The 21,688-nt window shown below is 69.9% G+C and carries 21 protein-coding genes and 1 riboswitch; of the genes, 5 read left to right on the top strand and 16 right to left on the bottom strand.

Annotation, left to right across the window (positions count from 1 at the left end; genetic code table 11):
- Positions 1-81: 81 nt before the first annotated feature.
- A complete protein-coding gene (locus LXB15_RS13415) occupies positions 82-639 on the top strand; it encodes a DUF3291 domain-containing protein (RefSeq protein ID WP_233948928.1) in 558 nt (185 codons plus the stop codon).
- A gap of 61 nt (positions 640-700) precedes the next feature.
- On the opposite strand, the gene LXB15_RS13410 is transcribed toward LXB15_RS13415, so the two are convergent.
- Positions 701-3,847 (bottom strand): efflux RND transporter permease subunit, encoded by a 3,147-nt coding sequence (locus LXB15_RS13410; protein ID WP_233948927.1) that lies wholly within the window; start codon positions 3,845-3,847, stop codon positions 701-703.
- Entirely contained in the window at positions 3,844-5,244 is a 1,401-nt protein-coding gene (locus LXB15_RS13405) for an efflux RND transporter periplasmic adaptor subunit (RefSeq protein ID WP_233948926.1), read from the bottom strand. Before LXB15_RS13405 ends, LXB15_RS13410 begins: the two co-directional genes overlap by 4 nt.
- Positions 5,245-5,334: 90 nt before the next feature.
- Here LXB15_RS13405 and LXB15_RS13395 point away from each other — a divergent pair, with 90 nt between their 5' ends.
- Together LXB15_RS13395 and LXB15_RS13390 are read left to right on the top strand one after the other, a co-directional pair.
- A complete protein-coding gene (locus tag LXB15_RS13395) occupies positions 5,335-6,030 on the top strand; it encodes a TetR family transcriptional regulator (protein ID WP_304502378.1) in 696 nt (231 codons plus the stop codon).
- Between the two features lie 162 nt (positions 6,031-6,192).
- Complete coding sequence (locus tag LXB15_RS13390) at positions 6,193-7,017, top strand: ferredoxin--NADP reductase (protein ID WP_233948925.1); 825 nt, start codon at positions 6,193-6,195, stop codon at positions 7,015-7,017.
- Positions 7,018-7,073: 56 nt separating this feature from the next.
- On the opposite strand, the gene LXB15_RS13385 is transcribed toward LXB15_RS13390, so the two are convergent.
- The gene (locus LXB15_RS13385) at positions 7,074-7,382 is read right to left on the bottom strand and encodes a HigA family addiction module antitoxin (RefSeq protein WP_233948924.1); all 309 of its coding nucleotides are present in this window, start codon (positions 7,380-7,382) and stop codon (positions 7,074-7,076) included.
- Positions 7,383-7,401: 19 nt separating this feature from the next.
- Positions 7,402-7,686, bottom strand: a complete 285-nt coding sequence (locus LXB15_RS13380; RefSeq protein WP_233948923.1) for a type II toxin-antitoxin system RelE/ParE family toxin — start codon at positions 7,684-7,686, stop codon at positions 7,402-7,404.
- 111 nt (positions 7,687-7,797) lie between these two features.
- Between LXB15_RS13380 and LXB15_RS13375 the strand changes: the two genes are divergently transcribed.
- The gene (locus LXB15_RS13375) at positions 7,798-8,940 is read left to right on the top strand and encodes a CaiB/BaiF CoA-transferase family protein (protein ID WP_233948922.1); all 1,143 of its coding nucleotides are present in this window, start codon (positions 7,798-7,800) and stop codon (positions 8,938-8,940) included.
- Positions 8,941-9,046: 106 nt separating this feature from the next.
- Here the strand turns inward: LXB15_RS13375 and LXB15_RS13370 are convergent, their stop codons facing one another.
- The 4 genes from LXB15_RS13370 to LXB15_RS13355 form a co-directional block, all read right to left on the bottom strand.
- A complete protein-coding gene (locus LXB15_RS13370; RefSeq protein WP_233948921.1) occupies positions 9,047-9,583 on the bottom strand; it encodes an SRPBCC family protein in 537 nt (178 codons plus the stop codon).
- Positions 9,580-10,005 carry a VOC family protein gene (locus LXB15_RS13365; RefSeq protein WP_233948920.1) on the bottom strand — a complete coding sequence of 142 codons (426 nt, stop codon included), beginning with the start codon at positions 10,003-10,005 and terminating at the stop codon, positions 9,580-9,582. Before LXB15_RS13365 ends, LXB15_RS13370 begins: the two co-directional genes overlap by 4 nt.
- A complete protein-coding gene (locus tag LXB15_RS13360) occupies positions 10,002-10,319 on the bottom strand; it encodes a helix-turn-helix transcriptional regulator (protein WP_233948919.1) in 318 nt (105 codons plus the stop codon). The genes LXB15_RS13365 and LXB15_RS13360 overlap by 4 nt, the downstream gene beginning before the upstream one ends.
- 110 nt (positions 10,320-10,429) lie before the next feature.
- Complete coding sequence (locus tag LXB15_RS13355) at positions 10,430-11,431, bottom strand: sensor histidine kinase (RefSeq protein WP_233953167.1); 1,002 nt, start codon at positions 11,429-11,431, stop codon at positions 10,430-10,432.
- Positions 11,432-11,867: 436 nt separating this feature from the next.
- Here LXB15_RS13355 and LXB15_RS13350 point away from each other — a divergent pair, with 436 nt between their 5' ends.
- Positions 11,868-12,626: a protein-L-isoaspartate O-methyltransferase gene (locus LXB15_RS13350; protein ID WP_370640104.1), complete on the top strand. Its 759-nt coding sequence runs from the start codon at positions 11,868-11,870 to the stop codon at positions 12,624-12,626.
- Between the two features lie 416 nt (positions 12,627-13,042).
- Here LXB15_RS13350 and cobO read toward each other — a convergent pair whose 3' ends face one another.
- From cobO to LXB15_RS13310, 8 genes are all read right to left on the bottom strand, one after another.
- Positions 13,043-13,651, bottom strand: coding sequence for a cob(I)yrinic acid a,c-diamide adenosyltransferase (gene cobO / locus LXB15_RS13345; RefSeq protein ID WP_233953166.1), 609 nt, complete (start codon positions 13,649-13,651; stop codon positions 13,043-13,045).
- Between the two features lie 52 nt (positions 13,652-13,703).
- On the bottom strand, positions 13,704-14,132 hold the full coding sequence (locus LXB15_RS13340) for a GNAT family N-acetyltransferase (RefSeq protein WP_233948918.1): 429 nt from the start codon (positions 14,130-14,132) through the stop codon (positions 13,704-13,706).
- A gap of 15 nt (positions 14,133-14,147) precedes the next feature.
- Entirely contained in the window at positions 14,148-18,338 is a 4,191-nt protein-coding gene (gene cobN / locus LXB15_RS13335; protein ID WP_233948917.1) for a cobaltochelatase subunit CobN, read from the bottom strand.
- Positions 18,339-18,347: 9 nt separating this feature from the next.
- On the bottom strand, positions 18,348-19,439 hold the full coding sequence (gene cobW / locus LXB15_RS13330) for a cobalamin biosynthesis protein CobW (protein ID WP_233948916.1): 1,092 nt from the start codon (positions 19,437-19,439) through the stop codon (positions 18,348-18,350).
- 41 nt (positions 19,440-19,480) lie between these two features.
- Positions 19,481-20,008, bottom strand: a complete 528-nt coding sequence (gene cobU / locus LXB15_RS13325) for a bifunctional adenosylcobinamide kinase/adenosylcobinamide-phosphate guanylyltransferase (RefSeq protein WP_233948915.1) — start codon at positions 20,006-20,008, stop codon at positions 19,481-19,483.
- On the bottom strand, positions 20,005-20,775 hold the full coding sequence (locus LXB15_RS13320) for a CbtA family protein (RefSeq protein ID WP_233948914.1): 771 nt from the start codon (positions 20,773-20,775) through the stop codon (positions 20,005-20,007). The genes cobU and LXB15_RS13320 overlap by 4 nt, the downstream gene beginning before the upstream one ends.
- A 111-nt stretch (positions 20,776-20,886) precedes the next feature.
- Positions 20,887-21,063: a CbtB-domain containing protein gene (locus LXB15_RS13315; RefSeq protein WP_233948913.1), complete on the bottom strand. Its 177-nt coding sequence runs from the start codon at positions 21,061-21,063 to the stop codon at positions 20,887-20,889.
- 27 nt (positions 21,064-21,090) lie between these two features.
- A riboswitch (cobalamin riboswitch) is annotated at positions 21,091-21,339 on the bottom strand.
- Between the two features lie 139 nt (positions 21,340-21,478).
- Positions 21,479-21,628, bottom strand: a complete 150-nt coding sequence (locus tag LXB15_RS13310; protein ID WP_233948912.1) for a hypothetical protein — start codon at positions 21,626-21,628, stop codon at positions 21,479-21,481.
- Positions 21,629-21,688: the final 60 nt, after the last annotated feature.

Raw genomic sequence — 21,688 nt, 5'->3', positions numbered from 1 at the left:
TTCTGGCTGGCGGGATGAGAGCCTCGCCTTAGTTGGATGGCCCCAGAAGACCTCTCGCTACCGAGCCGACGGAGCACCCACTTGCCCCATCTCGCCCTCTACAACTTCAACAATTTCCGCGTCCCGTCGGGCGAGCCCGCCAACCAGGGTTTCCACGACCGCAACGATCGCAATTTCGCGGCGGCGGAGCTGAGCGAAGGTTTTGTCGCGCGCTCCGGCCATCCGGACGAGCCGGGGCCGGAGAGCTGGGGCGAGCAGGTCTATCCGCGGTTTCATGTCGAGACCGGCGATGGCTGGGCGCCGTCGACGCTGTCGCTGTGGCGCGACCTGCCGTCGCTGTTCGCCTTCGCCTATGCCGGCATCCATGCCGAGGCGTTGCGCAACGCGCGACAGTGGTTCGACCGGAAGGCCTGGCCGACTTACGTGCTGTGGTGGGTGGAGGAGGGACACATCCCCGCCTGGCGCGAGGGCGCTGATCGGCTGGAGCACCTGCACGATCACGGATCGTCGCCGTACGCGTTCGCTTTCAAGCGGCCGTTCGACCCGGCAGGCAAGCCGACCACGGTCGATCAGGAGGCGGTGAGACGCTGCCGGGAAGCCAACGAACGGGCGCAGCTTCGTTTGCCGGATCCGGCGTAGACGCCGAACTCACAGGAAAGGCGGCGCGCCAACCGGCCGCCGCCTTTCATGATCCGTCCCGCTACTCCGCCGGCACCGCCTCGCCCTTCGGGCCCTCGGGCGCCGCCGTGCCGCTTGGGGCGTCGCTGCGGGCCAGCAGCTTGTAGAACAGCGGGATGAAGAAGATCGCGACGAAGGTCGCGGCCAGCATGCCGCCGATGACGCCGGTGCCGATCGAGTGGCGGCTGGCCGAGCCGGCGCCCGTCGAGATCGCCAGCGGCACGACGCCGAGGATGAAGGCGAGCGAGGTCATGACGATCGGCCGGAAGCGCAGCTTGGCGCCCTCCAGCGCGGCGTCGAAGGCCGACAGGCCCTCCGCCCGCTTCAGCACGGCGAACTCGACGATCAGGATGGCGTTCTTGGCCGCCAGGCCGACCAGCGTCACCAGGCCGATCTGGAAGTAGACGTCGTTGTCGAGCCCACGCAGCCAGATCGCCAGGAGCGCCCCCAGCATGGCGAAGGGCACCGCCAGCAGCACCGCGATCGGCAGCGACCAGCGCTCGTACTGCGCCGACAGGATCAGGAACACCATCAGGATGCCGAAGCCGATGGCGATCAGCCCGGTGCCGCCCGAGGCGATCTCCTGGTAGGCCGAGCCGGTCCAGGCCACCTGGTAGCCGTCCGGCAGGCTCGCCGCGGCGATCTCCTGCATCGCCGCCAGCGCCTGGCCGGAGGAATAGCCGGGCGCGGGCCCCCCCGAGACCTTCGCCGCGTTGAAGGCGTTGAAGCGCTCGATCAGGTCCGGGCCGACGACGCGTTCCACGGTCAGCAGCGTGTCGAGCGGGATCATCGAGCCGTTCGAGGCCTGCACGTAGACGAAGCGCAGATCGTCCGGCTTCTCGCGGAAATCCGATTCCGACTGCAGCGAGACGCGGTAGTTGCGGCCGAGCAGGGTGAAGTCGTTGACGTAGAGCGAGCCGAAGGTCGACTGCATGGTCTCGAAGATCGACGAGATCGGCACGTCCAGCGCCTTGGCCTTCTGGCGGTCGACGTCGATCTGGTACTGCGGCACGTTGGCCGAGAAGGTGGTGCGCACGCCGGCGAGTTCCGGCCGTTCGGCCGCCGCCGCGACGAGCGCGTTGGTCGCCTCGATCAGCGACTGCGCGCCCGCATTGCGGCGGTCCTGGACGAACAGGTCGAAGCCGCCGGTGGTCGACAGGCCCTGGATCGGCGGCGGGTTGAAGGCCAGCACCATGCCGTCCTCGATGCCGGCGTTCATGCCGATGAACGGGCCGACGAGGTTGCGCGCGTCGAGCGAGGAATCCTCGCGCTCGCCCCAGTCCTTGAGGCTGACGAAGGCGACGCCGGCGCTGGATTTCTGCGTGCCGGCAAGCAGGTCGAAGCCGGCGAAGGCGGTGACGTCCTGCACCGCCGGGTGCTGGCGCAGGTTCGTGCTGACCTGTTCCATCACCTCGGTGGTGCGCGCCAGCGAGGCGGCGGGCGGCAGGATGGCGATGACGAAGTTGACGCCCTGGTCCTCGTCCGGGACCAGCGAACCGGGGATCGTCTGGAACAGATAGTAGCTGCCGCCGAGGACGCCGGCGAACAGCACCAGCGCCAGCACCGCCCGGCGCATGATGAAGGCGACGCCCGCCCCGTAGGCGTTGGTCAGCTTGTCGAAGCCGCGGTTGAACCAGCGGAACGGCGCCCATGGCTCGGAATGGGTGTTCTTCAGCAGCACGCCGCAGAGCGCCGGGGTGAGCGTCAGCGCGACGATGCCGGAGATCGTCACCGACACCGCGATGGTCACCGCGAACTGCCGGTACATCGTGCCGGCGAGGCCGCCGAGGAAGGCGACCGGGATGAACACGGCGCACAGCACCAGCACGATGGCGATCACCGGGCCGGCCACCTCGGTCATCGCCTTGGCGGTGGCGTCCTTGGCGTTCAGCCCCTCGGTGCGCATGATGCGCTCGACATTCTCGAGCACCACGATGGCGTCGTCGACGACGATGCCGATCGCCAGCACCAGGCCGAACAGCGTCAGGAGGTTGATCGAGAATCCGAGCGCCAGCAGCACGCCGAACGTGCCGATGATCGAGACCGGCACCGCGATCATCGGGATCAGCGTCGCGCGGAAGCTCTGCAGGAAGACGAAGACGACGATGAACACCAGCACCATCGCCTCGATGAAGGTGATCACCACCTCCTCGATCGAGGCCTCGATGAACTTCGTCGTGTCGTAGGGGATGGCGTAGGCGATGCCGCTCGGGAAGTTGCCCGACAGCTCGTCCATCCGGGCCCGGACGCCGGCCAGCGTGTCCAGCGCGTTGGCGCCGGGCTGCAGGTAGATGCCGATCGGCACGGTCGGGATGCCGTTGTAGGTGGCGTTGAAGCCGTAGTCCTGGGCGCCGAGCTCGACCCGCGCCACGTCCTTGAGCAGCAGCGAGGCGGCGTTCGCGTCGGAGCGCAGGATGATGTTCTCGAAGGCCGCGGCATCGGGCAGGCGGCCCGCCGTGGTCACCGAATAGGTGAAGGCGAGGTCGCTGTCGGAGGGCTCGGCGCCGAACTGGCCGGCGGCGAACTGGGCGTTCTGGTCGCGGATGGCGGTGGCGACGTCGCCGGGCGTCAGGCCGTAGGAGGCGAGCGCGTCCGGGCGCAGCCAGATGCGCATCGAGTAGTTGCGCGCGCCGAACAGCTGCGCCTCGCCGATGCCCGGGAGCCGCTTCAGCTCGTCGAGGACGTTCAGCAGCACGTAGTTCGACACGTAGGTGGCGTCGTAGCGCGGGTCCTGCGACGACATCGTCAGCACCGCCAGGATCGACGAGTTCTGCTTGGCGACCGTCACGCCGAGCCGCTGCACCTGCTCGGGCAGCGAGGCGTTGGCCTGCTGCACGCGGTTGTTGACGTTGATCGTTGCCTGGTCCGGATCGGTGCCGCTGGCGAAGGTCACGGTGATGGTCGCCGAACCCGTCGATGAGTTCGTCGACTGCATGTAGAGCATGTCCTCGACGCCGTTGATCTGCTGCTCGATCGGCGCCGAGACGGTCTGGGCGATGGTCTCGGCGCTGGCGCCCGGATAGGAGGCGCGCACCTGCACCTGCGGCGGCACCAGCTCGGGATACTGCTCGATCGGCAGCGCGGTGATCGACAGCAGGCCGCCGAGCGTGATCAGGATCGAGATGACCGCCGCGAAGATCGGCCGGTCGACGAAGAATCGGGCGTTCACTGGCCGGTCTCCGCACCGTTCTGCTCGTCCCGGGCGGCCTGGCCGTCGGGCAGGGCGGTCAGCGGCACCGGCGGCTCGGCAGGCGCCTCGCTGGCGGCGGTCGCATCGGCATCCGGTGTCGCCGCGTCGCCGTCGGCGGCGGCGGCCTCATCGGCTGATGCCGACGCGGCGGGGACCGCCGCGGCCGGGGGCGCGGGCGTCGCCGGTGCGGCCCCGTCCGCCGCCGCCTCGGGCGCGCTGGTGTCCGCGCCCTCGCCGCCGGCCGGGGCTTCCTCGGGTGCGTGCGGGGCGACCGGTGCGTTCGGGCGGACCTTGACCACGCCCTCGATGATCACCCGGTCGCCGTCCTGGAGCCCGTCGGCGAGCAGCAGCGAGCCGTTCAGCTCACGGTCGACCCGCACCGGCCGCACTTCCGCGATGTTCTCGGCATTGACGGTGTAGACGAAGGTCCCCTGCGGGCCCTGCATCAGCGCCTCTGTCGGCACGGTGACGGCGTTCTCCACCGTCAGCCCTTCGATCTGCAACCGCACGAACTGGCCGGGCAGCAGCTTGTCGTCCGGGTTCGGCAGCACGGCGCGCGACAGGATCGTGCCGGTCTGGGAATCGATCGAGGTCGAGGTGAAGTCGATCGTGCCGGTCTGGTCGTAGGTGGCGCCGTCACCGAAGGCGATGGTGACCTTCAGCCCCGAGGGATCGGCGCCGCCCTGCAGCCGGCCGCTGTCCAGCAGGTCGCGGATCGACGCGGCCTCGCGGTCGGCGGCGGAGAAATTGACGTAGATCGGGTCGAGCTGGCTGATCCGGGTGAGCAGGTCGCCGGTGCTGAGCAGGCTGCCTTCCGGCACCTGCTCGAGGCTGGTGATGCCGCTGACCGGCGCCTCGACCGTCGCATAGCCGAGCGACAGCGTCGCCGTGCGCAGCTGCGCCTCGGCGGCGGCAACCTGCGCGGCGGCGAGCTCGCGCGCCGAGACCGCGTCGTCGAGCGCGGCGCGGCTGGAGGCGCCGCTCTGCGCCAGCGTGCGGGCGCGCTCCTCGGTCCGCTGCGCCTGGCCGAGCTGGGCTTCGGCCTGCAGGACCTGGGCGCGGGCCAGCGCGACTTGCGCCTCGTAGGGCGCCGAATCGATGCGGAAGAGCAGGGTGCCCTGCGCGACGCGGGCGCCTTCCTCGAACTCGCGCTGCAGCAGGATGCCGCCGACGCGGGCGCGCACCTCGACCTCGCGCGAAGCGGCCACCCGGCCGGCATATTCGTAGGTCACCGGCAGGGTGCGGCTCTCGATGGTCATCACCGTCACCGCCGGCGGCGGCGCCTCGCCGGGGCCCTGCGCCATGGCCGGCGCACCGGAAGCCACGAGCAGCCCCGTGAGGGCGACGATCCGCAAGAACCCCGTCGATCCGTGCATGTCCGTACCACTTTCCCGGCCTAAACGGGCCGTCCTCTTGCGTTGCAGCATACATACAGCCATAAATGTATCCGAGCAAGGGAGACCGGAGTGCGACGCACCAAGGAAGATGCACTGCTGACGCGCGAGGCGATCCTCGACGCGGCCGAGGCACGCTTCTACGATTTCGGCGTCGCCGCCACCACGCTCTCGCACATCGCCGCCGCCGCCGGGCTGACCCGCGGCGCGATCTACTGGCACTTTCCCAACAAGCTCGAACTGTTCCGCGCCATGCACGAGCGGGCGCGGCTGCCGCAGGAAGCCTTCTTCAGCGGCCACGAGCCCGTCGGCCGCCGCTCCCTGGAAGAACTGTACGCCAATTCCATCGCCGCGTTTAGGCATTTGGAGCGTGACGAGCGCGCCCGCAGGGTGATGACCATCCTGCTGCTTCGCTGCGAGTATGTGGGCGAGATGCAGGGCGCGATGATGCGGCGTACCGACGCGGACAACGCCATGCATCGCACCATCGCGGCGATCTTCGCCGCGGTTCAGCACCGCGGCGAGCTGAAGCCGGAGTGGCAGCCGGAGATCGCCGCCACCGCCTATGTCTGCGCCGTTGGCGGGGTGATCACGGAATGGCTGCGCTCCGAGCGCGGTTTCGACCTGGTCGCGGTCGGCGGCAGCCTGGTGCGCAGCGTCATCGCCGGCTTCGCCTGCCCGGGCGCCAAGGTCGCCTGCCTGGAAGCCGGGCCGGCGATGGCGAAAGCCGTCGGCGATGGCCGCGATCGCCCGGCCGGCGGGGGCTGATCCGGCTTGCGGCGGCGGGGCGGCGGAGATTTCTTTTCCGCATCCGCCGATAATTGGAATGCCTGCCGCTGACCTTGCCGCCGTGAGGTTCTATGTAGCGGCAGCCTGCTTGACTAAGAGGCGCGCTTACGAGGCGTGCCGCGGAATGAAAGGACGTGCTCGATGAACTCTCTTGCCGCTCAGTCGGAGCCGCTGCAGGAAACTGCCTTTCCGATTCCGGCCGGCGTCTTCGCCGAGCGCGTCACCGCCGTCACCCACTATACCGACACGCTGTTCTCGTTCCGCATCACCCGGCCGCAGAGCTTCCGCTTCCGCACCGGCGAGTTCGTGATGATCGGCCTGCCGAACGCCGAGAAGCCGGTGTTCCGCGCCTATTCGATCGCCAGCCCGTCCTGGGACGAGGAACTTGAGTTCTTCTCGATCAAGGTACCGAACGGCCCGCTGACCGAGCATTTGCAGAAGATCGCGGTCGGCGACACGGTGCTGATGCGCAAGAAGTCGACCGGCACGCTGGTGCTCGACGCGCTGATCCCCGGCAAGCGGCTGTTCCTGTTCTCCACCGGCACCGGCATCGCGCCCTTCGCCGGCGTCGTCCGCGACCCGGAGACCTACGATAAGTTCGACCAGGTGATCCTCACCCAGACCTGCCGCAGCCAGGCGGAGCTCCGCTACGGCCGCGACCTGGTGGAGGCCGCCCGCTCGGACGAGCTGATGAGCGAGTTCATCGGCGACAAGCTGCTGTTCCACACCAGCGCCACGCGCGAGGGCGAGACCCGCGGCCACCGCATCACCACGCTAATCGAGACCGGCCAGCTGTTCGAGGCGCTGCAGATCCCGCCGCTCGATCCCGCCACCGACCGCGCGATGATCTGCGGCTCGATGGCGATGCTGAAGGACACCGAGAAGCTGCTCAAGGAGCGCGGCTTCGAGGAAGGCGCCAACAGCAAGCCCGGCACCTACGTGGTCGAGCGGGCGTTCGTGGATTGAGGCGGGGGCGCCGTCCGTTCGACACATTCGAACTTGGACGGCCCGTTCCTCTCGATTCACACGAACTCTAGACGCTCGATCTGGCTGACGTCGACGTCGCGCTCGGCGTGCCAGGCGTCATAGGCCGCCTGCATGCGCAGCCAGACCGCGGCGCCATCGCCGAAAAGCTTACCCAGGCGCGCTGCCACCTGCGGCGAAACCGGCTTCTTCTCCCGCATGATGTCGTAGAGATGCTGGCGGGAGATGCCGAGGCGCTCGGCGATTTCGGTGCGGGTCTTGCCGGTATCGGCAAGTAGGTCGTCGATGAGCGCGCCGGGATGGGAGGGGCAGCGATCCGGGTCTCTCAGTGCCTTGAACTCGGGCATGTCGATTACCTTCCAGCGGCTATTTGTCGTGATACTGCTCGAAGTCGACGCGGTAGGCGTCGCCGTCGTCGAATTCGAAGGTGACGCACCAGGGGCCGTTGATGTGGACGGTGTATCGCGCCGGATCGAACCCTTTCAGCGCATGGAAATCGAAACCTGGCAGGTTCATCTCCTCCGGCGACAGCGACGCATCAAGCCGGTCGAGGCGGACGAGCAGGCGGCGATGGAGCCTTCTGTCGATTTTGGCCGTCGATCCGGTGGCCCAGAGCTGCGAGAGCGCCTTGCTGCGAAAGCTCCTGATCACTCCCGCAATCCGCTCCGTCCGGTGGACAAGACCAAGATTGCAACGTAAGCGAATTGCAGACATATGTCAACATATGGCTGACATCGCGCGCTTGCCCGACAGAGGATTTCGATGACCCACGCCCCCCACGCCGGCCTGAAGGTCCTCGAACTCGCCCGCATCCTTGCCGGTCCCTGGATCGGCCAGACGCTCGCCGATCTCGGCGCCGACGTGATCAAGGTCGAGAGCCCGGCCGGCGACGACACGCGCGGCTGGGGCCCGCCTTTCGTCGAGCGGGAGGGCGAGCGGACCGCCGCCTATTTCCACGCCTGCAACCGCGGCAAGCGCTCGGTGGTCGCCGACTTCACCACGCCGGAGGGGCAGGAACTGGTGCGCTCGCTCGCCGCCGAGGCCGACGTGCTGATTGAGAACTTCAAGGTCGGCGGTCTCTCCCGCTTCGGCCTCGACTACCAGAGCCTCAAGAGGGTCAACCCGCGGCTGGTCTATTGCTCGGTCACCGGCTTCGGCCAGGACGGGCCCTATGCCGGCCGCGCCGGCTACGACTTCATGATCCAGGGCATGGGCGGGATCATGAGCCTCACCGGCGAGCCGGACGGCGAGCCGCAGAAGATCGGCGTCGCCTTCGCCGACATCTTCACCGGCCTCTACGGCACGATCGCCATCCAGGCGGCGCTGGCCGACCGGGCGCGGACCGGGCAGGGGCAGTTCGTCGACATGGCGCTGTTCGACTGCATGGCCGGTGTCCTCGCCAACCAGGCGCTGAACTATCTCGCCTCCGGCATCGTGCCGAGCCGGCTCGGCAACGCCCATCCCAACATCGTGCCGTACCAGGTGTTTCCGGTCGCCGACGGCCACCTGATCATCGCCTGCGGCAACGACCGGCAGTTCGGCCGGCTCTGCACGGTGCTTGGCCGCGACGACCTCGCGGGCGACGAACGCTACCGCACCAACGAGACGCGCGTCGCCCACCGCGACACGCTGGTGGCGCAGCTGGCGGCGGCAACCGGCGGCTTCACGCGCGACGCGCTGCTTTCGGCGCTGGAGGCGGTCGGCGTGCCGGCCGGGCCGATCAACGACGTCGCCGAAGTCTTCGCCGATCCGCAGATCGTCCACCGCGGCATGCAGATCGCGCCGCAGGGCCTGCCCGGCGTGCGCACGCCGATCCGCTTCGGCACGGCGCCGCTGTCGCTGGACCGTCCGGCGCCCCGCCTCGGCGAGCACCAGGGCGCCCGCTTCGGCGACGCCGACGAATAGGCCTGCCCGCCCGGCGCCCGGATCGGGCATGACGGCGAGGCGGCCGGGCAGGGCGGTCCCGGCGCGTCCTGCCGACCGGCGATGGATCGTCTGGTCTCCAGGCCCGTCAGGGCGCGGTGCCGGGCGGCGTCTCCAGCGCCGCCCGAATGGCCTGCTCGGCGGCGGCGTGCAGGGTCCAGAAATCCGCGACGCCCTGGCCCGCGACCCGCTTCTCCAGCACCGCCAGGTGGGACTGCCAGCCGCCGCCGAAATTGACCGCGTCGTCCGGCCCGCGCAGGCCGGTGTGGGTGAGGACGAGGCGGGTGCCGGCGCCGTCCGCCGAGAGCCGGATCTCCACTTCGCCCGCCGCCCCGTTCTCCCAGGTGAAGGCGATGCGGTGCGGCGGCTCGAAGGCGAGGATGCGCTCGCTCCAGGCGTGGCCGACATAGGCGCGGTAAGGCTCCGGCGTCGGCACCGGGGTATCGGAGAGCCGGTCGTGGTCCATGGTCAGGCCGAGCGTGCCGCCGGGGCGCAGGTCGTCCGGGCCGGCCATGAACCAGCGGGCCCTGAGGTCCGGGTCGACGATGAACTGCCAGACCCGCTCGACCGGCGCCTCGAGCCGGCGCTCGAAGACCAGTTCGCTTGTGGTGATGCGCTCGCTCATGCGTCCTCCCGGGATTGCGGCCAGGCATGGCCGTGGCAGAGCTGGAACGACACGCCGAAGCGGTCGGCGACGAAGGCGAAGCGCTCGGCAAAGCCGTAGTCGCCGGGCGGCATCATCACGCCGCCGCCGTCCGCGCCGAGAGCGGCGGCGAGGTGGTCGACCTCCGCCGGCGCCGCGCAGTCGATCCAGAACGAGAAGGACGGCGTGAAGCCGAAATCGTGCACCGGCGGGCTGTCGTTCGCCATCACCGTCTGGCCGGCGAGGCGGAGCCGCGCGAGGAACACCGTGCCCGGCACGCCGGGCCCGTCCGCGCCGTGATGCGTCAGCTGCTCGATGCGGGTATCCGGCAAGGTCGCCTCGTAGAAGCGGAGCGCTTCCTCGCAGCGCCCCTGGAACATCAAAAAGGGCGTCGCGCGGCTCATTGCGGCTTCTCCCTGAGGGCGGCTTCCAGCGCGTCGAGCTGCATCGTCCAGAAGCCCTCCCATTGCCGCAGCCAGGCATCGGCATCGCGCAGCGGCCCCGGGCGCAGCCGGCAGAGCTGCTGGCGCCCGACCTTGCGGCGCGCCACCAGCCCGGCCCTGGTCAGCACCGCGACGTGCTTGGCCGCGCCGGCAAAGCTCATCGCGTGCGGCGCGGCCAGCTCGCCGACGGATTTCTCGCCCTCGGCCAGCGCCGCGAGCATCGCCCGCCGCGTCGGATCGGAGAGCGCGATGAAGGTGGCGTCAAGATCAACCATGTGGTTGAGTATGCGCGGGGCGGCAGGGAAGTCAACCGTATGGTTGAAGGACATCGGCAAGGGGCGGCGCCGCGCGCTGATGCCGCGTTGGCTCGGACCGGCTGCCCAGCCTAGATCGCGAGGCGCTCGCCGTTCAGCGCCAGCTTCACCACCACGCCCTCGTCGGACCAGTCGTAGTCGATCGTGCCGCCCAACTGGCCGGCGACGCTGCGGCGCACCAGCTTCGAGCCGTAGCCTTCGGCGCTCTCCGGCGCCTCCACCGATGGGCCGCCGCGCTCGGTCCAGATCAGGGTGACGTCGTCCTCCTCGGTGGTGCCGGAGAGGTCGAGAATGCCGGTGTCGGTCGACAGCGCGCCGTATTTCAGCGAGTTGGTGGCGAGTTCGTGGATGATCAGCGACAGCGTCGTCGCGGCCTTCTCGCCGACGCCCATGCGCGGCACCGCCACGCGGATGCGGCCGCTGAAGGCGCCGAGGTCCTCATAGGGAGCGAGCAGCACCGTCAAGAGGTCGCCGAGCAGCGCCGCCGTGCCCTGGCCGCTCGCCAGCGGCCGCACCAGGTCGTGGGCGCGGCCGAGCGCCGCCAGGCGTCCGGTCAGTTCCTTCGCCATCTCCTCGGCCGTGGTGGTCGAGCGCGAGGTGATGGTGGTGAGGCCGGAGGCGATGGCGAGGAGGTTCTTGACCCGGTGGCTCATCTCGCCGGCCAGGAGTTCGTGGCCCTCCTCGGCCTGCTTGCGGCCGGTGACGTCGAGGAAGATCCCGAACATCTGGCCGTCGTGCAGCGCCGCGTCGTCGCCGAGGCCGCGCGCCGAGATCCAGCGGATCTCGTCGCCCACCATGATGCGGAAATCGATCTCGTAGGGTCCGACGATGCCGCGCGTCGCGGTGAAGGCGGCGCGCACCCGGTCGCGGTCGGCGGGATGGATATGCGCCGACAGGTCCTCGAACGTCACATGGGCGCCCGGCTCCATGCCCCACATCTCGAAGGCCCGCTTGTCCATGGCGAAATCGTCGTCGGCCACCGTCCACGACCACAGCGCCACCCCCGCCGCATGGATGGCGCGGCGCAGGTTCTCGGGCTTCGACAACGGATGATGCGGATCGCTGAAGGGCATGGCGGCACTGCTCAAGGGGCAAATGCCTCGCTTCTAGCGTGGATCGCAGCAAAGCGCCCGCGTTTTTCTTGTCGAGCGATAGGGAAGGGGGGCGGATGATTGGGGCGCGAGGCCTCTCTCCCCCCTTGAGGGGGAGAAAGCGATTTCATCGGCTTAGCGCCGAAGGCGCTAAACGATAGAAATCGCAAGAGAGGGGTGACTTGCGGCCGGAGCCCCGCCCGCTATCGACGCCCCGCACCCCTCTCTTGCCTTTTCTGCGACTTGGACCTCGGCAGGGCCTCGGCCCAAGACCGCGAAAAGGCTTCCTCTCCCTCACGGGGAGAGAGGGCGCCCCGCCGCCAACGCTCGGCAGGCCTCCGACACTCCGGGCGCTGCCGTTGGCGGGCGGCCTGCGGACCCTAGCTCATCCGCACGAGACACCAAAAGGACGACGCCGATGACCCGGCGGGCCAGTATCGACGCGATCCGGGCCTTCCACGCCAGGATGATGGCCGCCGCCAGCGGCTCGGCCGACGAGCGGCTGGAGCGCATCTTCGCGCTGGTGCCCCGCGAGGCGTTTGTCGGGCCCGGGCCGTGGCAGATCATGGCCGGCCGCGGCTATATCGAGACTCCTTCCGCCGATCCGGCCTTTCTCTACCAGAACGTCCTCGTCGCGCTCGATGCGGCGAAGGGCATCAACAATGGCGAGCCCTACCTGCACGCCGCCCTGATCGGCGCGGCGGCGCCGCAGCCTGGCGAGACGGTGGTCCATGTGGGGGCGGGCACCGGCTACTACACCGCGATCCTGTCGATGCTCGTGCTGCGCGGCGGCGATGTCCTCGCCTTCGAGATCGAGCCGACGCTCGCCGCCCGCGCCCGCAACAACCTCGACCCCTTCGAGGGCGTGACGCTGGTTGCGGGCGACGCGACCGCGTTGCCGCTGCCAGCCTCGGATGTCATCTACGTGAATGCCGGCGTGACGGCGCCGCCGACTGCCTGGCTCGCCGCGCTCCGGCCGGGCGGGCGGCTGGTTTTTCCCTGGCAGGCCAACGAGCGCACCGGCCTTGCCCTCAGCCTCACGCGGAGCGGCGCCGGCTTCGCGGCAAAGCCGCTGCTGGCGGCCCGCTTCATCCCCTGCCGCGGCGCCGCCGACGTCGGCAGTTGCCTGAGGCCCCCAGTGCCGCCGAGGCGTGGGCGGTGCGGTCCGCATGGCTGACGCGGAACCGTCCGCCGGATGCGAGCGCGGTAGCGGTTTACGAGGCGATGTGGTTCTCGAGCGAGGGCGCGGGCGAAACCTAGCGCTGCCGCTGCCACGCTTCCGCGCAGCTCAGCGCCCGCCGGCAACGCTCCCACCCCTCTCTTGCCTTTTCTGCGACTTGGACCTCGGCGAGGCTCGGCCCAAGACCGCGAAAAGGCTTTCTCTCCCTCAAGGGGAGAGGGGGCGGCTCACCATCGACGCTCGCTCAAATTCCCGCATCGCCTTGGCTGCCCTGGCGCCCCTCTCCCCCCTTGAGGGGGAGAAAGCGATTTCATCGGCTTAGCGCCGCAGGCGCCAAACGATAGAAATCGCAAGAGAGGGGTGGGTTGCCGCAGACGCCGCCGGAGGGCCCGCCGTCGCCGCAGCCCGCCCTCCTAAAACTCGATCCCGCGCTGCGCCTTCACCCCCGACCGGAACGGGTGCTTGATCATTTCCATCTCGGTGACGAGGTCGGCGATCTCGATCAGCTCGTCCTTGGCGTTGCGGCCGGTGACGACGACGTGCTTCATCGCCGGCTTGCCCTTCAGGAAGTCGACCACCTCGGCGATGTCGAGATAGTCGTAGCGAAGGACGATGTTGAGCTCGTCGAGCAGCACCAGGTCGTGCTCGCCGTCCATGATCAGCGCCTTGGCGCGGTCCCAGGCAGCTCGCGCGGCGGCGATGTCGCGCTGGCGGTCCTGGGTCTCCCAGGTGAAGCCGTCGCCCATCGCGGTCATCGTCACCTGATCGGGGAACTTCTCCAGCACCTTCCGCTCGCCGGTCTCCCACTTGCCCTTCACGAACTGCACGATGGCGACCTTCATGCCGTTGCCGAGGGCGCGGAAGACCAGGCCGAAGGCGGCGGTGGACTTGCCCTTGCCCTTGCCGGTGTGGACGATCAGGAGGCCCTTCTCGACCGTCTTGGTGGCGAGGATCTTGTCGCGCGCCGCCTTCTTCTTCTTCATCTTCTCGGCGTGGCGGGCGTCGAGCTCGGCCTCGCTCATGCCGTCGGTGATGCGGGTGCGTTCGCTCTCGCTCATGAAGTTCCTCCCCTGATCAGTCGGCAGCCCTGAGCTGCTTGGCGAAGAAGATCCGCTCTTCCCCGGCCGGATAGTTCGGCAGGCGGCCGAAGACGCTGTAGCCCATCCTTTCGTAAAAGCCCGGCGACTGGAAGGAATAGGTGTCGACCCAGGCGCCGGTGCAGCCCGAAGCCGCCGCGACGGATTCGGCCTCGGCCAGCAGCGCCCGGCCGAGGCCCTTTCCGCGCCAGCGCTCCGGCACGGCGAGGATCTCGACATGCATCCAGTCCCAGTAGAGCTGGGCGATCAGCCCGCCGTCGATGCCGTGCTCGTCGGTCAGCGCCAGCGTCAGGTGATGCGGGGAGAAGGCGAAGCGCTTCACGGTCGCGGCCTCCGCGAAGGGGGCGGTGATCGCGGCGCGGCGGTCGCCGTCCAGCCCCTCGATCCGCTCGATGCGTACGGTCACGTCTAGCCTGTCTGCTCACGAAGGAGCGCTCTGGAGCGTTTCCGCCACCGAGTTCGAGCGCGGTTTCCACAGGCCACGGTCGATGGCTTCGGCGAACCTGTCGCACAGGTCGCGGAAGGCATGCTGATTATGGTCCTGCAGGAATGCCCGCACCCGCTCGTCGATGACGAAGGCGCGATAGGCCGCCTCGAAGTGATGGTCGCGGACGGCGCCGGTGGTGGCGGCAAAGGCGAACATGTAGTCGACGGTGGCGGCGATCTCGAAGGCCCCCTTGTAGCCGTGGCGCATCACCCCGGCAATCCATTTCGGATTGATCACCCGCGCCCGCACGACGCGGCCGATCTCCTCCTCCAGCGTGCGCACCAGCGGCCGCTCGGGCCGCGAATGGTCGTTGTGGTAGACCACCGGCCGCCTTCCGGAGACACGCTCTACCGCGGCGGTCATGCCGCCCTCGAACTGGTAGTAGTCGTCGGAGTCGAGCAGGTCGTGCTCGCGGTTGTCCTGGTTCTGCACGACGGCTTCGACGGTCGAGAGCCGTGCCTCGAAGCCCTGCCGGTCGGCCTCGCCCTCCGTGCCGGCGCCGTAGGCATAGGAGCCCCAGACCAAATAACTCTCGGCAAGATCGGCCTTGTCGCTCCAGCCCTTCTCGTCGATCAGCGCCTGCAGCCCCGCCCCGTAGGCGCCGGGCATCGAGCCGAAGACCCGGAAGCCGGCCCGCCGCGCTGCCTCGGCTTCCGGAACACCGGCGGCGACCAGCGCCGCGCGCTCTCCCGCCATGCGGGCGGCGAGGGGGTTGTCCTCGGCCGGCTCGTCCAGCGCGCCGACGGCCCGCACCGCCCGGTCGAACAAAGCGATCTGGTCGGGGAACGCGTCGCGGAAGAAGCCGGAAATCCGCAGCGTGACGTCGACGCGCGGCCGGCCGAGCTCGGCCGGCGTGATGATTTCGTAGCCGGTGACCCGCCGCGAGGCGCGGTCCCAGACCGGCCGTGCGCCGATCAGCGCGAAGGCCTGGGCGATGTCGTCGCCGCCGGTGCGCATGTTCGAGGTGCCCCAGGCGGTGAGGCCGATCGCGCGCGGCCAATCGCCATTGTCCTGCAGGTGCCGGGTGACCAGCAGCTCCGCCGAGCGCCGCCCGAGATCCCACGCGGCTTCGGTCGGCACGGCGCGCGTGTCGACGGAGTAGAAGTTGCGGCCGGTCGGCAGCACGTCCGGCCGCCCCCGCGTCGGCGCCCCGGAGGGCCCAGGCGCGACGAAGCGTCCGTCGAGCCCCGCCAGCAGCCCGGCGATCTCGGCCGGACCGGAACTGGTGACCGCGGGGCGCAGCCGCGCGTCGATCTCGGCGAGCACGGCGGCGGTGGCCGCCCAGCCGGCGGGCAGGGGCGTCTCGCGGGCGACGAGGTTTGCGGCAAGGAGTTCGATGCGCTCGACGGTGTCGCCGTTGCTGCGCCAGGGGTCGGGGGAGAGGGCATGCAGGATGCCCGGTCGCGGGCCGTCCCACGGCGCCGCCATGTCGCAATCGAGGGGGTCGAATTGGGTGGCCCGGTCGTCGGCCGTGGTGGGGGACCCACCCCCCTCTGTCCTGCCGGACATCTCCCCCACAAGGGGGGAGATCGGATAGTCGCCAGCCTTGCCGCCTTCGTTCTCATGCGCGGCGGGTGAGGCGCACCCACCGCCCTGGCCACCTTCGATCTCCCCCCTTGTGGGAGAGATGCCGGCAGGCAGAGGGGGGTGATCGGAACGACCATCCGATGATGCGGGGTCACAAAATACATCCGCCGCCAGCGCCCGGTGCAGCGAGGCATCCGCCGCCGAAATGCCGCGCGGCAGGCGGGCCAGTGCCACGACGAGGTCGGTCAGCAGCCGCCCCTCCGGCGCCAGGCCGAAGACGTGCAGCCCGTCGCGGATCTGCATTTCCTTGAGGTCGCAGAGATAGGCGTCGAGCTTGGCGAGCGCCGACGCCGCGCCGTCATCGATCCCGATGCCGGCGTCATGGTCGAGACCGATGTCGCGGACGAGGTCGAGGATGCGGCCCTTCAGCAGCTCGAGGCGGCGCGGGTCGCTGCCGGCGGCCTGGTAGTGTTCGTCTACGAGGGCTTCGAGATCCTTCAGCGGGCCGTAGCTCTCGGCGCGGGTCAAGGGCGGCGTCAGATGGTCGATGATCACCGCGGCGGCCCGGCGCTTGGCCTGCGTGCCCTCGCCGGGATCGTTGACGATGAACGGGTAGAGATGCGGCAGCGGTCCGAGCACCGCTTCCGGCCAGCATTCGGCCGACAGCGCCAGCGCCTTGCCCGGCAGCCATTCGAGATTGCCGTGCTTGCCCATGTGGACGATGGCGTCGGCGCCGTATTCGGTCCGCAGGAAGGCGTAGAGCGCCAGATAGTTGTGCGGCGGCACGAGGTCGGGGGAGTGGTAGGTCTCCTTCGGATCGATATTGTAGCCGCGCGCCGGCTGGATGCCGACCAGCGTCGCGCCGAAGCGCGCCAGCGGCAGCGCGAAGGCGGCGCCATCGGGGCGCTCGACGACGAAGGGATCGCTAGCGGGATCGCCCCAGCGGGCCGTCGCGGCGTCCTGCAGGGCTTGCGGCAGGGTGGCGAAGAACCGGCGGTAGGCGCCCAGCGACAGCGTCTCGCGGATGGTCCGCGCAACCGTGCCGGCATTGGTCGGGCCGGCCATCAGATGGTCGATCAGCGCGTCGCCGTCTGCGGGAATGTCCGCGACGGCGTAGCCGGCGTCCGCCATCGCCCTCAGCACCTCGATCGTGCCGGCCGGCGTGTCCAGACCGACGCCGTTGCCGAGCCGTCCGTCGCGGTTGGGGTAGTTGGCAAGGAGGATCGCGATGCGGCGCTCGGCGGGCGCCTTGCCGCGCAGCCGTGCCCAGCGTGCGGCGAGTTCGGCGACGAATTCGATCCGGTCCGGCAGCGCGCGATGCGCGACGATGTCGGTCTCGGTCAGGGCGTCCCAGTCGCCGGCCGACTTGAAGGCGATGGCGCGGCTCAGCACCCGCCCGTCTACTTCGGGGAGGGCGACATTCATCGCGAGGTCCCGCGCCGACAGGCCCTGCGGCGAGGCGTCCCAGGTTTCGCGCGAGCCGCTGGCCAGAACCGCCTGCAGCACCACCGCGCCCTGTTCCTCCAGCACCGTCGGCACCCGCTCGCCGCCCGGCGAGGAGACCGCGAAGCCCGTGAGGTTCACCACCACCGCCGGCGCCCGGCGGGCGAACAGCGCCCTGAGCGTCTCGACCGAGACAGGGTCCTTGAGGCTGGAGACGAACACCGGCAGCACGTCGAGCCCGCGCGTCGCGAGCGCCCGCGCCAGCGCTTCCACCGGCTCGGTCTGCCCGCTCTGCGCCAGCGCCCGGTAGCAGACGATGGCGGCGAGGGGTTTTTCGGGGGCAGCGTCGCGGGCCTTTTTCGACGCGTGAGGCCCACCTGACGGCGTCGCTGAAGCTTTGGCGGCGCCACCCCCCTCTGTCCTGCCGGACATCTCCCCCACAAGGGGGGAGATCGGCCTGTCGCGGGCCGAGGTACTCTCGATCTGTGACTCGGCGGAGAAAGCAAGGCTGCTGTCGGCGGCATCATCGATCTCCCCCCTTGTGGGGGAGATGCCGGCAGGCAGAGGGGGGTGTATATCTACGGCATTGGATTGGGGAGCACCCGCGCCCCCGAGTTCCAGCACCCCCGCCTTCAGCAGCGGCTGGGCTTCGGCCGGCGCCTCGCCGCCGTCGAGCAGCGCCCGCAGCGACAGGAGGAAATTGTCGGCGTTGGCGGCGCCGCCCTCGAGCAGATAGGCCCAGAGCCCGTCGCGGATCTCCGGCGACACGGTGCAGTAGCGGTCGAGCCCCGGGTCCGGCTTGTCGTCGCCGGGCAGCACGACCAGCTGGCCGCCGGAGGCCTGCACGTTGGCGAGTAGCGCGTCGAGGCCGTAGGGCCAGTAGGCGGCGCCGCCGAGGAGGCGCACGACGACCAGCCTGGCGTGGCGGAGGGTCCGCTCGACATAGACGTCGACCGACATCGGGTGCTTCAGCCGCAGGAGATTGGCGAGCCGCAGCGACGGTGCCGCCGCGCCGAGGCGCCGGGCGGCGAAGGCGAGGCTGGCGATCTCGGTGTCGGCGGCCGACAGGACGACGACGTCCGCCGGCGACTGGCCGAGATCGATCGCCTCGCCGCCGTCGTCGATCGTGCCCTGCTGGGCGAGGAGAAGGTGCAAGGGCTGCTCCTACTCGGCGGCGTCCCGCGCCGCGTCGTCGGTCAGGCCGCGGATCGCCGCCGTGATCGTCTCACAGGTCGCCTCGTCGAGCCCGTCATGCAGGCCGATGACGACGAGCCGCGTGGCGCGGGTCTCGCCGAACTTCCACGGCCGGTCGAAATAGGTCTCGATCCGCTGGCCGACCGCCTGGACGACGAGCCGCATGGCCTTGCCCGGCACCTCGGCGAAGCCCTTGACGCGCAATATGTCGTGCGCGGCGATCAGCCCGGCGAGCCCGTCGGCGAAGGCCTTCGGGTCGGCAATGCCGCCGGCGTCGACGACGAAGCTCTCGAACTCGTCGTGGTCGTGCTCGGCGCCGTCCGCCTCGTGCTCGATCTCGTGGTGCGACTTGCGGTCGGCGATCAAATCCTCGGTGCCGGCGGCGATGCCGAGCAGCACGTCGGCCGGCAGGCGGCCGGCCTCGGCGCTGACGATCTTGACGCCGGCGGCCGTCTGCGCGGCGATCTCGGCCCGCACCCGTTCCAGCGTTTCGGCGTCGACGAGATCGGCCTTGTTGAGGACGATCAGGTCGGCGGCGCGGATCTGGTCCTCGAACAGCTCCTCCAGCGGGTTGTCGTGGTCGAGGCTGGTATCGGCGGCGCGGGCGGCGGCGACCTTGGCCTCGTCGTCGGCGAAGCGGCCCGCCGCGACGGCGGCGGTGTCGATCACCGTGACGACACCATCGACGGTGACCCGGGTCTTCACTTCCGGCCAGTTGAACGCGGCGACCAGCGGCTGCGGCAAAGCGAGGCCCGAGGTCTCGATGACGATGTGGTCGGGCAGCCGGTCTCTTGCGAGCAGCTTCGTCATGGTCGGGATGAAGTCGTCGGCGACGGTGCAGCAGATGCAGCCGTTGGTCAGCTCGATGACGTCGTCCTCGGTGCAGGTCTCGATGCCGCAGCCGGTGAGGATGTCGCCGTCGACGCCGAGATCGCCGAACTCGTTGATGATCAGCGCGATCCTGCGGCCGCCGGCATTCTGCAGGAGGTTGCGGATCAGCGTGGTCTTGCCGGCGCCGAGGAAGCCGGTGATCACGGTGGCGGGAATTTTCTGGCTCTGCATTGTCGTCTCCTGTGGCGGCGGACCGGCGCGATGCGCCGCGGTCAGCCCTTCATGGTGAGTGGCAGGCCGGCGGCGACGAAGACGACCGTCGTCGCCATCGCCGCGACCGCCTGGTGCAAGCGGCCGGCATGGTCGCGGAACTCGCGCGCCATCCGGTTGTCGGGGACGATGCCGAGGCCGACCTCGTTGGAGACGAGCACCACCGGCCCCGTCACCGAGGCCAGATCCGAAACCAGCGCGTCGCACTCCTGCGTCACCGACCGGCCCTCCAGCATCAGATTGGTCAGCCACAGCGTCAGGCAGTCGACGAGGACGGCGCCCTGCGGCCCGGCCTCGTCGCGCAGCGTCTGGCAAAGGGCCAGTGGCGCCTCGACGGTGCGCCATTGCAGGCCGCGGCGCGCACGATGCGCCGCGATCCTCGTTTCCATCTCGCCGTCGAAGGCCCGTCCCGTGGCGATGTAGACGGGCGTCCGGCCGCTCGATTCGATCAGTCGTTCGGCATAGGCGCTCTTGCCGGAGCGGGCACCGCCCAACACCAGCGTGACGCCCTCGCCGAGCCGGGCGGTCACGCCGCGCGGGCCCCCGACCGGTCCAGCGCCGTGCCGACCCCGAGGCCGAGCAGCACCCAGAACACCGCGGCGGTGGCCAGCGACGCGACCGCGAACTCGGCCGCCAGCGTCGGCGGCACCGGGCTCGACAGGTCGGCGGGATGCGGCGCGCCGATCAGATGCGGCACCGCCAGCATGGCGACGGCCGTCACCCGCGCGGCCACCTCGCGGCGGAACACCAGGAGGTACAGCGCCCCGGCGGCGAGCAGCACCGTGGCGGCCCACCAGATCTGGCGCTGGAAGAGGTCGGCGGCCGGCATGGCCGGCAGTTCCGGCGGCAGGCCGAGGGCTGGCGCCAGCGCCACGACGGCGAAGCCGGCGAGGCCCCAGAGAGCGCCGTTCGACGCGGTGATGCTTCGCCGGACCAGCAGGCTGGCGGCGCCCAGCATCAGGGCGAAGCCGGCGCCGGTGACGACGTTGGCCGCCAGCGTGCCGGCGAGCCGGCTCTCGAACAGGGCCGCGCCCGCCTCGTCCTCGCCGCCCGAAGCGGCCACGCTGTGGGCGAGGATGATTTTGCCGCCCGAAAGCCCGGATGCGGCGCCGCGCTCCTGCGCCTGTGCCGGGGCGATCAGACCGGTCGTGTGGGCATGGTCATGCCCTCCGGCCCCGTCTTCATAGCTTTCGGCGTGCACGATCAGCGGCACGACGCCGAGATACTGGATGGGCGTCATGACGACGCCGACGAGAAGGCCGGCCGCGAGGGCGGCCAGGAAGAATCGCATGATCATAGCGGATTTCCTTCCCGCACCGGCAGCGCCGGGCGGGTCAATGGAGACAATGGGAGCGAGGACGCTTCGGGCGGACGGACCGCGGGAAGCGCCGGGTCGACCTCGGTGGCTCTAGTGGCAGGGAAATCCGTAGGCATGGCGCACGTCATGCGCGGTGTCGTGCATGGCCGCGGAATGGGCGAAGCCCACGCCGAAGACGAAGAACGCGCCGAGAACGAGCGCGGCAAGGCCCGCGGCGATCCGGGTGGCGGGTTCGAGCTGTGCAATGCTGTGGGTAGCGGTCGTCATATCAACCCTCGTGACGGTCGCGGAAATGCGACGGCGTGCAAGGTCGGCAGGTCTCCTGGCTCGCGGGTCGTCGGTCGACACCTCGCCTTCCCGGCGCCGAGGCGCCAGTGGCTTTCCGAGCGTGCCAGTCAGCTGGCACGGCCGGCGGTGAAGACCTCGCCGCTCTACAGTCGCGGGGTCGGCTGCGATATGGACCCCCTGATTGGGTCGGCCCGTCGCATTCCCTCTTCGCCCCGGCTACGTGGCAGCCGGGGAACCGTCCTTGGACCGGCCGGCAGGATCGCCGGCGGCCGCCGTCCAGAGTAGCGATCGCGGCCTGCGACGCAAGTCATTTCGCCGCAGCCGAGCCGCGCCTGAACGCCAGGCGGCCCGGACGAGGAACGCCCGGGCCGCCGTGTCTGTGCTGTGTCCGGCGTCAGCGCGCCGCGGCCTGCTCGCAGGCTTCGATATGCTTGGCGAGCGCCTCGTTGGAGAGGATGGCGCTGATCGACTTGATGTCGCGGTTCTGGAACTTCGGCAGGCGCTGCAGCTCCTGCAGCCGCTCGAGGAGCGTGGCTCGGCTCATGATCGATCTCCTTGTCTGTCGGCGCCTCCGCGCCGCGTCGGCGGCGGCACGAAGGCGCAT

This window comes from Aurantimonas sp. HBX-1 (genome assembly GCF_021391535.1).
Taxonomy (GTDB): Bacteria; Pseudomonadota; Alphaproteobacteria; order Rhizobiales; family Rhizobiaceae; genus Aurantimonas.
The sequence above is the reverse complement of the archived record's forward strand: the minus strand, read 5'-3'. Positions and strand labels throughout refer to the sequence as shown.

Excerpts from the sequence above, each read along its gene's own strand:
- LXB15_RS13360 (WP_233948919.1), bottom strand. The coding sequence starts at position 10,319 with ATGGTTGATCTTGACGCCACCTTCATCGCGCTCTCCGATCCGACGCGG.
- cobO (WP_233953166.1), bottom strand. The coding sequence starts at position 13,651 with ATGAGCGAGGCCGAGCTCGACGCCCGCCACGCCGAGAAGATGAAGAAG.
- LXB15_RS13405 (WP_233948926.1), bottom strand. The coding sequence starts at position 5,244 with ATGCACGGATCGACGGGGTTCTTGCGGATCGTCGCCCTCACGGGGCTG.
- LXB15_RS13390 (WP_233948925.1), top strand. The coding sequence starts at position 6,193 with ATGAACTCTCTTGCCGCTCAGTCGGAGCCGCTGCAGGAAACTGCCTTT.
- cobW (WP_233948916.1), bottom strand. The coding sequence starts at position 19,439 with ATGCAGAGCCAGAAAATTCCCGCCACCGTGATCACCGGCTTCCTCGGC.
- LXB15_RS13320 (WP_233948914.1), bottom strand. The coding sequence starts at position 20,775 with ATGATCATGCGATTCTTCCTGGCCGCCCTCGCGGCCGGCCTTCTCGTC.
- LXB15_RS13350 (WP_370640104.1), top strand. The coding sequence starts at position 11,868 with ATGACCCGGCGGGCCAGTATCGACGCGATCCGGGCCTTCCACGCCAGG.
- LXB15_RS13315 (WP_233948913.1), bottom strand. The coding sequence starts at position 21,063 with ATGACGACCGCTACCCACAGCATTGCACAGCTCGAACCCGCCACCCGG.
- LXB15_RS13365 (WP_233948920.1), bottom strand. The coding sequence starts at position 10,005 with ATGAGCCGCGCGACGCCCTTTTTGATGTTCCAGGGGCGCTGCGAGGAA.
- LXB15_RS13385 (WP_233948924.1), bottom strand. The coding sequence starts at position 7,382 with ATGCCCGAGTTCAAGGCACTGAGAGACCCGGATCGCTGCCCCTCCCAT.
- LXB15_RS13370 (WP_233948921.1), bottom strand. The coding sequence starts at position 9,583 with ATGAGCGAGCGCATCACCACAAGCGAACTGGTCTTCGAGCGCCGGCTC.
- LXB15_RS13310 (WP_233948912.1), bottom strand. The coding sequence starts at position 21,628 with ATGAGCCGAGCCACGCTCCTCGAGCGGCTGCAGGAGCTGCAGCGCCTG.
- LXB15_RS13375 (WP_233948922.1), top strand. The coding sequence starts at position 7,798 with ATGACCCACGCCCCCCACGCCGGCCTGAAGGTCCTCGAACTCGCCCGC.
- LXB15_RS13355 (WP_233953167.1), bottom strand. The coding sequence starts at position 11,431 with ATGCCCTTCAGCGATCCGCATCATCCGTTGTCGAAGCCCGAGAACCTG.